Source organism: Lactobacillus sp. (assembly GCF_051873315.1).
Classification (GTDB): domain Bacteria; phylum Bacillota; class Bacilli; order Lactobacillales; family Lactobacillaceae; genus Lactobacillus.
This window is the reverse complement of the sequence record NZ_JBJEES010000039.1, coordinates 1-11,581: the sequence shown is the minus strand read 5'-3', so window position 1 is coordinate 11,581 and position 11,581 is coordinate 1. Positions and strand designations below refer to the sequence as shown.

Below are 11,581 nucleotides of genomic sequence, written 5' to 3'. Positions count from 1 at the left end.
GGTCGACTTTTGCCTCCATGGGTGAAGGCGATGAAGAGTCAGAATTAAAAGTCATCTTCAACAAGGCTGGCGAAGTGGTCGGTGCTTCAGAAATCAGCATCAATGCCGGGGATGACATCAATCTCTTCGCCCCGCTGATTGGCAAGAAGGATCCGGCAGAATTTGCCATGAACAATCTGGGCTTCGCCTTCCCGACTCTGGCCAACAAACTGGACGTTCTCTTCCGGTAAGTGTGACAGTAAGTAAAATTTGAAAAATTTTGAATTTAAGCAAAGGTTTATCCTTTGCTTTTTTCTTTGCCCGCGGATTGAAATTTGGCTGCTTTTACAGATTGATCTGCCTGTAAAAAGACCGTCAGACCGGGCTTTTTAGCTAATGACATGCGACTTTTTCCTTTGGTAAAAATCTGCTTTAATCAAAACTGAGCTTCGAACATTTGGTCGAATTGCTAAAAGTAAAGCAGTTAAGTGATGAATGTGAAAACAGAAAGGATAAAAGTGATGGCGCATTCAATTCAGCAAATCCGGGAGGGCTTAGAGAAAGCCGGCTATGTGGCTAATGACGAAATCACGACTGCCCTGTGGGCCAGCGTGAGCCGGGGCCGGCCCTTGCTTTTAGAAGGAGCTGCTGGGACTGGCAAGACCAGTCTGGCTAAGGCACTGGCAGATGGCTTAAGTCTGCCTTACCAGCGGCTGCAAATGTATGAAGGTTTGAGCGATGACAAGATTTTGTATGATTATGACTACCAAAAGCAGCTGCTGGTTATTGAGATGCTTAAGGCGCGTCTGATGGAAGAGTGCAAAGGAATGAATCTCAAGGAAGCTGAGCAGTACGCTCTTAATAAGCTTGATTTCTACGGGGATGACTTTCTCTTAGAGCGGCCAGTCTTAAAGGCAATTAGGTCGAAAAAGCAGACTGTCCTCTGCATCGATGAGCTTGACAAGGCAGATGAAGCAACTGAATACATGCTCTATGAGTTTTTAGAGAATTACTCTTTGTCCATCCCGCAATATGGAACAGTTACCTGCCAGCCAGATGAGCGGCCCATCGTCATCATTACTTCAAACGGCTATCGTGAGCTCTCTGGCCCCTTGCGTCGGAGGTGCAACTATCTTTACTTAAAGCGGAAGAAGGCGGCTGAGATGGCCAAAATTTTGGCTCTGAAGGCAAATGTTGACCGCAGCCTGGCTTTCGGCATTGCCCTGGTAGTTTCAAAGATGACTAATCTGCACTATCAGCCGTCACTTGCTGAAGCGATTGACTACGCGAGATTCCTCAGCCAGCAGGAAGACATCAGCAAAGAAACCGCCCTTTCGGCTTTAAGCATCTTGCTTAAGGATAATCGGGATTATGACAAGGGCAGGAACTTGCTCTTGAAGCACGGCGGGGAGATCTGGAGCAGAGGCAGTGATGATGAAGACGACAGCGGAAACGATTGAGCTGAAAAGCAGCTTTTTGCCAGACCTGCTAGCCTTTGGCGACTACCTGCTTAAGCTGGGCTACCAGCTGATGCCGAATTATGCGGAAGAGATTTTGGCATTACTGGCAGACAGCTTCTTTGACCAGCCCGATGTCAGCCTGTGGAATTACCAATTGCTGCTGAAGCCCTTAATGGTCAAAAGCCAGGCTGAAGCTCAGCACTTTCAAGAAGATTTAAGGAATTATTTGCAGCTGAAAAACAGCTTGCGGGATAAAGAAGAGGCCTTAGCCAGAAATCATGAGGAACTTGAGGGCGTCATGCGCAAGTTTGACCAGGAAGAGGCCAGTCTGGAGGAAGAAGGCAGACAATTGGCTCAAGAGAAGAATGGTTTGCCGGGAAGTTTTAAGATTCCAAAGACCTGGCTTAAGCGTTTAGATAAGCTGCAAGCCGAAAATGCTGCAGCCTTTAAAGCCTTGTTTGCGGATAGTCCTAAGCAGGAGTTATTTGCAAAGATGGCTAAGACTCTGGCAGACAAAGACCAGTCTGGCAAAAGAGAGATTTTTGGCCAGCGGGAAGATCTGCTGGCTGAGTTAGAAAAGGCGGCTGGCAAACTTACTGACCTGCCAGACCCCATGGCCGGCATGCAGCTCTTAGAAGAGCTGGGCAAGATCTTGAAAAGAATCGACCTCCAGGACAAACGGCTGAAAAGAGCAGGAATCAAGCAGGAGAAAAAGCAAGGCGATTTAGAGCAGAGCCGGCAAGATGCCGGGCAAGAAGCTGGCCGGCTGCAGATGAGGATTAACGAATTGCAGAGCAGGTTAACATCCCCAGGAAAGCGGGAGTGGAGCAAAGAAGCAAACCAGGGGATGAACTTCGTTGACAATACAGGCCTGTTAGCCAAGCCCTTTGCCAGCTTGTCCAAGCTTGAACGTGAACAGATCAGTGACTATGTCAATTTGTACGCTTATAAATTCAAGGCTCAAGTTGCTAAAAGACTGATTAGTCCTAGGAAAGGGAGGATTGATCTTGCGGCTAGCATCAAACTGGCCTGCAAAAGCGGCGGTGTCCCTCTTAAGCTGCAATACCAGCACCCCAAGAAGCGCCCTTGCAAGCTGGTGATCTTTTTAGACGTGTCGGGCTCCTGCATCAAAGCAGCTGAACCGCTCTTCTTATTCGCCTGCTGCTTAAGAGAGCTTTTCCCGACAGGCTGTGAGCTCTATGCCTTTGTTGACCACTTGGTGGATCTCTCAAGTGACTTAAAGGCGGGGATGGCCTATGGCGAACTTACAGAAGTATTGCGAAAGGTGCCGACCATTGGCGTCTACTCGGACTATGGCAAGCCGTTAAGAGAATACAAAGATAAACAGGGGCAGCTGAACAAGCGGACTATCATGCTCTGGATGGGGGATGCCAGAAACAACCATTTGCCTAGTGAGGAAAAGATCTTTAAAGACTTATGCCAGCGAGTGAAGAGATGCTACTGGCTTAATCCCGAAGCTAAAAGCAAATGGGATACCGGGGATTCAGTCATTGGCAGCTATGCTCCATATGTCGATGAATTGGCTGAGGTCACCAACCCGGCCTCTTTGATCAAATTTTTGTGTGAATTACAGAATTGAGGATGAAAATGAAAGAAGAAAGCAAAGTCTTAACTGAAAAAGAAGTTGACCAGCTGGTCAGTGATTTCTTTGAAAATTACGAAAGCTACTTTGACCGTCCCTTTTACTTGAAAGTGCTGGCGCAGCTTCTGGCTAAGCAGTATCTCCGGCCCAGCAGCTTAAAGGTTTGCCTGGCTTACCAATTATTGACTAAGGAGTGGCTGAAAGCTGAGCTGGCTGAGCAGACTTCCCATGAGAATAAAGACAAGCAACGCATTTACCTGGAGCCTGGTAAGCTGAAGAATTATTTGCCAAAAGAAGATTGGGATCTGGCTAGTGACTACCTGTTCCCAGGAGACAAGCAGGCTTACCTGGAACTGAGCGCTAACGGGGAAAAGCTCCTTTTACCGAGCAACAAGCGCCAGCAGCTTCAGCACTTTAAAACCAGCTTGGCTAATTGCCAGTCCTGGCAAAAGCTGCTTGACCATATCAAAGAAAATCATGCCGATCTGTCGCTTAATTGGCATTTCAAGAACCAGTCCAAGCTCGAAGTGACTTTGACGGGAAGAAAGGATCATGAGCATGCTTTTGCTTTAAAAGAGCCAGAGGCGATGGAAGAGGAGTATGACAAGTTTTTAGCCAATTCGAAGAAGAAAGAGGCAAATTACAAGAAAAAGATCAAAGAAAAGGTTGCTGCTTCTAAGCTGCGGGGGGACCTGTTAGCGCGGGCAATTGCCCAGCTTGCTTTGAGAAATGAGACGCGGATTACGCCTAACAACTGTCTGAAGATTCTGCGGGGACTGTCATATCCGGATTACGATGCCATCAACCATAGTGACTATGACAGACGTTTTCGCTTTCTGCCAAACAAGGCGATTCTGCAGGTAATTGACGCCATGCAAAAAGACGGACTGATCGCGGCCGAGGAACGCTTTTATTCTGACTATCATGTCTATTACCATGAATTGGTGCCAACTGATCTGACTGAGGAATTTCTGAATGCTGAAGCAGCTGAGGGATCAGATCTGGCTTTGCTGAAAGAGATCAATGAGTCTGCGGACAAGAGTGATCTTTCTGCTTTTAACGTTGTCAAATTAAGCCAGGAACTTTTGCAGCATCCAGCCTTGGTTTGCGTTGATCAGAGTTACCAGGCCTTTATCGACCAGCATGACTTGGCCAGAGAATACTTGAAAACCCGCCTGCAGCTGACGACCAGCAAGTTTACTAAGAAGTATCTCCGCCTGCTTTTAGAGGGGGATGCAGAAAAAAAATCCCCGGCCAAACTGTGAATGTTTGATTGGGGATGCTTGAGGATTAGTAATTTGTTCTAGTAATTTAGTGTTTAATTCTATTTTTTCGGGGGATGCTACTTGGTCAGCTGGTCAACGAAAGTCAGGTATGCTGCTTGCTCACCAGTTTCAACGGCCTTTACCTCACCCAGTTTAACCTGCCCGCTATGCAGCTGATCTTCTGGGATTTCAACGGTATGGGTTTCAGTCGCGTTGCCGATCAGTTCGATCCAGTAGCTGTGGTCCTTTTGGTGCAAGACGGTCTTGACCATGCCGCCAGGATTGTAGACAGAGATCTCTTTTTCAAAATGGCCCAGGTCCGGGTGCGTCAAGGCAAAGGCCAAAGAACTGGCCGACATCCCAGTCCCGCAGGCATTGGTAAAGCCAACGCCCCGTTCATAGGTTCTGACAAAAAGCTGGCTGTCGCCGCGGATAACGGTGTAGTTGATGTTGACCCCGTCTGAGAAGTAAGGATTATCGCCGTTCAAGTAGGCACCAAGCTCTCCTAAGACCGGGCTTTCCAGGTCTTCTTCTTTGATAAAAGCAATCAAATGGGGATTAGGCACGGCCAGAGCGCTAAAACGCCAGCCTGGAACCAATTCTGGAACCAGTGTGTCCAAAAGGCGATCGTGGCCCAGATTGTCAAAAGGCAAAGCCTCTTTGTTAAAGCGGACAGGGGAGATTTCTACCCCGAAAGCCGGCACGCCTGCCGCAAAGTCTTCGGCTTGCCGGACGGCCAGGTCTGCGTACATGGTTTCCACCTTAAACTGGCTTTCCCCGGTCTTTTCGTGCAGGTAGCGGGCAACAGTTCTAAGGCCGTTGCCGCACATTGAAGCTTCACTGCCGTCAGCATTGATTACCCGCATTTTGCCTAAAACGCCAGAGTGACTTGATTCTTCAACTGACAGGATGCCATCGGCTCCGCCAAGCAGGCCGCTCTTATGGCTAGTAAGGGTCTTGGTCAATTGCCGCAGTTCACTGTCAGTCAGCGGATTTTCCAGTTCAGTCTGGTCCAGAATGAAGAAGGAATTCTGTGACCCGTGGACTTTCAATAATTTAGTCATTTTATTCTCCTTGTGCTTCTTGCTTGAAAAAGTAGTCGTAAATCGCAGCTACTGCCTGGTCGGCATCTTTAGCTGCCGTACCCAGCATGATGGAAATTTCGGAAGCCCCTTGGTTGACCATCCGGAGAGAAATGCCTTCTCTAGATACTGGAGTGGCGATGTCCCGCATGACCCCGATCCGGTCCCGCATGCCTTCACCGACCAGCATGATGATCGCGTAGTCGCTGATCCATTCCAGGTGGTCTGGGTTGACTTCATTTTGAATTTCGTTGCAGACTTGATCGATGAGCTCATCGTTTAAGGCGTCCTTGTCAAAGATGATCGTCAGGTCGTCAATCCCAGTTGGCATGTGTTCGTAGGAAAGCTTGTGCTTGCTTAAGATCTGCAGAATGCGGAGGGTAAAGCCAACTTCCTTGTTGAGCAGGTACTTGTGCAGGTAAAGAGCACCAAAGTGCTTGCCGCTGGCGATCCCGGTAATGATGGTTTCCGGCTTGAAGCCTTTTTCCGGCACGATCATGGTTCCGCGCTTTTCCGGGTGCTGGGTGTTCTTGACGTTGATTGGAATCTGCCCTTGAATAGCCGGGATCAAGGCTTCATCGTGAAAGACAGAGAAGCCAGCGTAAGACAGTTCCCGCATTTCCCGGTAGGTCATCGTGTGAATCGGCTGAGGCTGGTCAACCACCTTAGGGTTAGCTGAGAAAATAGCGTCGACATCAGTAAAGTTTTCATATAGGTCGGCATGGAAGCCTCTGGCCAAAATAGCACCGGTAATGTCTGAACCGCCTCTTGAAAAAGTGGCGATGTGACCGGCCAGAGTATAGCCGTAAAAGCCTGGGAAAATCAGCTTTTCATCAGCATCATAGGCAAAGTTGTCCAAGAGCTGGTAGCTTTCTGGGTTGACAGAGGCGTTATTTGGACTCCCGGTGACGATGATCCCTGCTTCTTTAGGGTCGACGTAGCGGGCCTTTACTCCCTGGCTTTGCAGAATCTTGGCGATCAACTTGGCATTTAACCGTTCGCCGTGCGCCTTAAAGGCCGCTTGCAGGTAGTTCTTGTTTGGATATGGCTGCTTTGGCAAATCCAGCAGAATTTCTTTCAAGGGCAAGAGCTCTTCCGTTGGCAAGTTAAAGTATTCGCCAATTTCAACGTAGCGTTGGAAGATCCGGTCAGCAACTTCAAGTCCGTTTCTGCCATGATTGATTTCATGGGCATACTTGATCAAGAGGTCAGTGACCTTGATATCTTCGTCAAAGCGTTTGCCTGGGGCAGACGTAACGACAACTTGTCTTTCAGCTTCAGCGGTAATGATCTTTAAAGCATTTTCTACAGCAGGGCCGCTAGCCAGGGAACTGCCACCAAACTTAACTACTTTCATTTTGCTACTCTCTTTCATATTCAGTCTTTTAATCAGAATTTAAGTTTAATCAGAATGGACTTTACCATTTTTCTCCGGAAAATGCAAAAAAAGATTTCGATAATTCATGGCTAATCGCACCTATTCACTGCTATACCAATGAATCGGGCGGACTATGAATAAAAAATATGCAAATAAAAGATAAAAAAGCCGTTGACAAGATGAAGCTAGTATTATAAACTGATTACAAATTGAAGAGGCGCAACCGACAAGAGTAAAGCAAGAGAGCCCGCCAGGCGAAGAACTTGCAAGAAAGGGGAGGTTGCCGAAGCGTCCGCATTGGCAAGGCGGATTGGCTGGGCTATGGCTTAAGAGGCCATGGACTGTCGCAGGGAAGGTACCTGCGTTGCGCTTGCAATTTGACGTGAAATTTAATTTTGAATTTTTCGGGCTCCAGATTGTTAAGGCGATCTGGAGCTTTTTCTTTGCCTCTTCAAAGTAATCATCAACAGAAACAGAATAGTTTAGAAAGAGAAAGATACAATGGCAGAATTAGACGCACAAAGCATTATCAATTACATTGGTTCAGCACCAAAGAAGACCCCAGTCAAGGTTTACTTGAGAGGAGCAAATCTGGACCAGGTCACTTTCCCGGAAGGCACGGATCCTTTTGTCAGCGGTCAAGCTGGGGTAGTTTTCGGTGACTGGCAAGTTCTTAAGCCATTTTTGGCAGAACATGAAGCTGACTTTGAATCAGTCCGTGTGGAAAACACTGCCCGCAATTCCGCTGTTCCTTTGCTGGATCTCAAGGAAATCAATGCCCGGATTGAACCAGGCGCTATCATCCGTGACCAAGTCTTGATTGGTGACAATGCGGTTATCATGATGGGAGCCGTGATCAACATCGGCGCGGAAATCGGTGCCGGCTCCATGATCGACATGGGGGCAATCTTAGGCGGCCGGGCCATCGTTGGCAAGAATTGCCACATCGGTGCCGGTACGGTCTTAGCTGGTGTGGTTGAACCAGCTTCAGCCTTGCCAGTCCGCGTCGACGATGATGTTTTGATCGGTGCCAACGCAGTTGTTTTGGAAGGCGTTCACGTTGGTGAAGGCGCGGTTGTCGCAGCCGGTGCGGTCGTAACCAAGGACGTGGCTCCGCACACGGTTGTTGCCGGTGTTCCTGCCAAGGTAATCAAGGAAGTCGATGCCAAGACTGAAAGCAAGACTGGTCTGGAAGAAGACCTGCGCAAGCTGTAAAGAAAAAGAATCGATTAGTCCAAGCAAACAGAAGTTAGTCCACATTAAGGAAGTTTTTATATGGCAGTATTGACCGAAGCCGAGTTGCTTCAAATCCGGCGCCAGCTCCACCAGATCCCGGAATTGGCCTTAGAAGAATATCAAACCCACGCTTATCTCTTGGATGTGATCAAGCAGATGAAGCAAGACTACCTGGAAATCAAAGAGCCGGCTGAATTGCCAACCGCTCTCCTGGTTCTGGTCAAGGGGTCAAAGGCCAAACGGACCATTGGTTACCGGGCTGATATTGACGCTCTGCCGGTAACTGAGGCAACCGGCCTGCCATTTGCTTCCAGACATCCGGGCGTAATGCATGCCTGCGGACACGACATCCACATGACTGTGGCCTTGGGCATCCTTAGCTATTTTAGTGAGCATCAGCCAACTGACAACCTCCTTTTCTTCTTCCAGCCGGCTGAAGAGAGCGAGAGCGGCGGCATGAAGGCCTACCAGCTGGGACTTTTCACTGGCAAGTGGCATGTTGATGAATTCTACGGCCTGCACGACAATCCAAGCCTGCCAGCTGGAGCGATTGGCTGCCGGAATGGCACCTTGTTTGCCGGGACGACTGAAGTCAACATCGATATTCAAGGCAAAGGCGGGCACGCTGCCTTCCCGCAGCTGTCAAATGACGCGGTTGTCGCGGCAGCTGCCTTGATCATGCAGGTTCAGACTATCATTTCCAGAAATATCGACCCGATTCAAAGCGGAGTTATTACTTTGGGCAAGGTTACTGCCGGCAAGATCAGAAACGTAATCGCGGATTCAGCCAGAATTGAAGGCACGATCCGGGGCCTAACCCAGAGTATGATCGAACTGATCGACAAAAGACTGGCTGAAGTCTGCCAGGGAATTGAGCTGAGCTTTGGCGTCAAAGTCAAGCTGGAACTCAACCAAGGCGGCTACTGGCCGGTTGAAAACAACCCGGAATTGACGAGAAACTTCATTAATTACATGGAGCAGGCTGACGGAGTTGAATATGTCGAAACAGCACCAGCCATGACCGGGGAAGACTTCGGCTACCTCCTGGCCCAGATCCCGGGAACTATGTTCTGGCTGGGCGTTGAAGACGATTCACCCCTGCACTCAGCAACATTAAAACCGCAGGAAAGTTCAATCAGCCGCGGCATCGCGGCAATTACCGGCTTTTTGGAATACCGGATGACGGAAGACTAAATAGACAATAGAGGCAAAGACAATGAACCAAAACTTACAAAACGCGGACTTACTGACAGCAATCATTACGCCTTTTACGGAAGACGGAGAGATCGACTTTGCCAGCTTGACTGAATTAACCAATAATTTGATTAACCAAGGCTCTAACGGCTTTGTGATCGGGGGGACAACCGGGGAGACGCCTACTTTGACCAATGACGAAAAGATCGCCCTGTACACCCGCTTTGGCCAGATTGTAAACGGCCGGGTACCGGTCATCGCCGGCACTGGCAGCAACAACACGGCTGAAACCATTGCTTTTACTGAAGAAGTCGCCCAAATTCCAGGCATCGACTATGCTTTGGTCGTAGTTCCGCCATACAACAAGCCAAACCAGCGGTCAATGATTGCCCACTTTACAGCAGTAGCTGACCAGGTTCACATTCCAGTAGTCATCTATAACATCCCTGGCCGGACTGGGGTTAAAATGGAAGTGTCAACTATTTTACAGCTGGCCCAGCATCCCAATATTGCCGGTATCAAGCAGTGCGCCAGCCTGGAAGAAATCGAAGAGATCGTGTCCGGCCGGCCAGTAAACTTCGCCGTCTTTACTGGTGAAGATGCCCAGGCACTTACTGCCAGAGTCTTGGGTGCTGACGGGGTCATTTCAGTTGCCAGCCACCTGTATACGCCAAGAATGCGGGAGATGTACGATGAACTTTACGCGGGCAATTTTGCCTTGGCCGGCAGTCTGCAGCGCTGGCTGACCCCACGGATGAACGCTTTGTTCATGTTCCCATCCCCGTCCCCAGTTAAGGCAGCTTTATCAGCCATGGGCTACCAGGTAGGAGGCTTACGGTTGCCACTTGTAGCCTTGAATAATGAAGAAAAGGAAGAATTGGCAACTGCTTTGAAGCTGCCAAAGGATGCATTAGCTGGCCAGCTGACGCGTGAAATGTTAGAAGGAGAGTAAGATGCCAAGAATTTTATTGGCCGGTTTTGCCGGCTCAATGGGGCAGCAAGTCGTTAAATTAGTAGAAAGCCTGCCAGACTTTGAAATTACGGCTGGCCTGGCCCACCATTTAAAGAGCAGCGATCCAGCAGACTATGGCCTGCCAGCGGATGCTAAGCTTTACACCAGTCTGGACGACATTCCGGCAGCTGCCGCCGACATTTGGGTTGACTTTACTGTTCCAGCCTCTGTCTATCAAAACGTACGTTATGCCTTGGAAAATGGCTACCGGCCAATCGTGGGGACGACTGGCTTGACTGACCAGCAAGAAGCAGAGCTGAAGCAATTAGCCAAGGAAAAGGGGACTGGCGGCTTGATCGCGCCAAACTTCGGCATGTCAGCTGTTTTATTGATGAAGTTTGCCCAGGAAGCGGCCAAGTACTTCCCAGACGTTGAAATCATCGAAATGCACCACGAAGACAAGAAAGATGCTCCATCAGGCACGGCTCTGGCAACCGCCAAGTTGATCGCTGAAGTCCGTGAGCCCCACCAAACTGCTCCAGACACGACTGAAAGCCTGCCAGGTGCAAGGGGCGGTGATTACCAAGGCATCAAGCTGCACGCGGTTCGTTTGCCCGGCTACGTTGCCCATGAACAGGTTCTTTTTGGCGGCAAGGGGGAAGCCTTGACCATCCGGCAGGACTCCTTTGACCGGTCATCCTTCATGAGCGGGGTCAAGGTTGCCTTGGAAAAGGCAGCTGACTTAGACCAGCTTTATGTCGGCCTGGAAAACATTTTGTAGAAAGTATCTTTTGTTTTTAGATAGAAAGACGATCATCATGCCAGAAACAGATCCTAACTTGCGGGATTTAGGCAACAAAAATCTTGCTAAAATCGCGCCTTCAGCCATCCGGGCTTTTGACGAAGAAATTTCCCAAATCCCGGGAATCATCAAGCTCACCTTGGGCGAACCAGACTTCGCAGTGCCAGACCATGTTAAAAGAGCCGCTATCAGAGGAATTGAAGCAGATGACTCCCACTATGGGCCATCAAAGGGGAAGCTGGCCTTGCGCCAAGCCATCAGCAAGTACCTCTTGTCAACCAGACAGGTTGACTACGACCCGGAGACTGAAATCATCGTAACTGACGGGGCTACTGAAGCAATTACGGCTACTCTGCTGGGACTTTTAAATCCCGGTGACAAGGTTTTAGTGCCAACACCAGTCTTTTCCCTTTACTTCACCAACATTGAAATGGCAGGCGGGGAAGTGGTGATGATCGATACTTCAGATACTGGCTTCAATTTGACGCCAGAACGGCTGGAAGCGGAGATTGAGGCGGCTGGTGACCAGGTTAAGGCAATCATGCTCAACTACCCATGCAACCCAACTGGGCGGACTTATTCAAAAGCTGAATTAACTGCTTTGGCGGAAGTGATTAAGAAGCACCACTT

The 11,581-nt window shown here is 49.1% G+C and carries 10 protein-coding genes, 1 pseudogene and 1 riboswitch; of the genes and pseudogenes, 9 read left to right on the top strand and 2 right to left on the bottom strand.

The window, feature by feature from the left end:
• The 4 genes and pseudogenes from ACI32D_RS02090 to ACI32D_RS02075 form a co-directional block, all read left to right on the top strand.
• Positions 1-230, top strand: a pseudogene (locus ACI32D_RS02090) (dihydrolipoyl dehydrogenase family protein); the annotation flags it as partial.
• A gap of 270 nt (positions 231-500) precedes the next feature.
• The gene (locus tag ACI32D_RS02085) at positions 501-1,439 is read left to right on the top strand and encodes an AAA family ATPase (RefSeq protein ID WP_439775006.1); all 939 of its coding nucleotides are present in this window, start codon (positions 501-503) and stop codon (positions 1,437-1,439) included.
• The gene (locus ACI32D_RS02080; RefSeq protein ID WP_439775005.1) at positions 1,411-3,039 is read left to right on the top strand and encodes a VWA domain-containing protein; all 1,629 of its coding nucleotides are present in this window, start codon (positions 1,411-1,413) and stop codon (positions 3,037-3,039) included. Before ACI32D_RS02085 ends, ACI32D_RS02080 begins: the two co-directional genes overlap by 29 nt.
• An 8-nt stretch (positions 3,040-3,047) precedes the next feature.
• Positions 3,048-4,307, top strand: a complete 1,260-nt coding sequence (locus tag ACI32D_RS02075; protein ID WP_439775004.1) for a hypothetical protein — start codon at positions 3,048-3,050, stop codon at positions 4,305-4,307.
• 77 nt (positions 4,308-4,384) lie between these two features.
• Here the strand turns inward: ACI32D_RS02075 and dapF are convergent, their stop codons facing one another.
• On the bottom strand, positions 4,385-5,371 hold the full coding sequence (gene dapF, locus ACI32D_RS02070; protein ID WP_439775003.1) for a diaminopimelate epimerase: 987 nt from the start codon (positions 5,369-5,371) through the stop codon (positions 4,385-4,387).
• A gap of 1 nt (position 5,372) precedes the next feature.
• Positions 5,373-6,746, bottom strand: a complete 1,374-nt coding sequence (locus ACI32D_RS02065) for an aspartate kinase (RefSeq protein ID WP_439775002.1) — start codon at positions 6,744-6,746, stop codon at positions 5,373-5,375.
• A 225-nt stretch (positions 6,747-6,971) separates the two neighbouring features.
• Positions 6,972-7,148, top strand: a riboswitch (Lysine riboswitch).
• 120 nt (positions 7,149-7,268) lie between these two features.
• Here ACI32D_RS02065 and dapD point away from each other — a divergent pair.
• The 5 genes from dapD to ACI32D_RS02040 form a co-directional block, all read left to right on the top strand.
• Complete coding sequence (gene dapD, locus ACI32D_RS02060; RefSeq protein WP_439775001.1) at positions 7,269-7,982, top strand: 2,3,4,5-tetrahydropyridine-2,6-dicarboxylate N-acetyltransferase; 714 nt, start codon at positions 7,269-7,271, stop codon at positions 7,980-7,982.
• A gap of 60 nt (positions 7,983-8,042) precedes the next feature.
• Entirely contained in the window at positions 8,043-9,197 is a 1,155-nt protein-coding gene (locus ACI32D_RS02055; protein ID WP_439775000.1) for an N-acetyldiaminopimelate deacetylase, read from the top strand.
• A 22-nt stretch (positions 9,198-9,219) separates the two neighbouring features.
• A complete protein-coding gene (gene dapA, locus ACI32D_RS02050; protein ID WP_439774999.1) occupies positions 9,220-10,149 on the top strand; it encodes a 4-hydroxy-tetrahydrodipicolinate synthase in 930 nt (309 codons plus the stop codon).
• A 1-nt stretch (position 10,150) separates the two neighbouring features.
• On the top strand, positions 10,151-10,930 hold the full coding sequence (gene dapB / locus ACI32D_RS02045; RefSeq protein WP_439774998.1) for a 4-hydroxy-tetrahydrodipicolinate reductase: 780 nt from the start codon (positions 10,151-10,153) through the stop codon (positions 10,928-10,930).
• Between the two features lie 37 nt (positions 10,931-10,967).
• Positions 10,968-11,581: aminotransferase class I/II-fold pyridoxal phosphate-dependent enzyme (locus ACI32D_RS02040; protein ID WP_439774997.1), on the top strand; the 614-nt coding region annotated here is incomplete at its 3' end.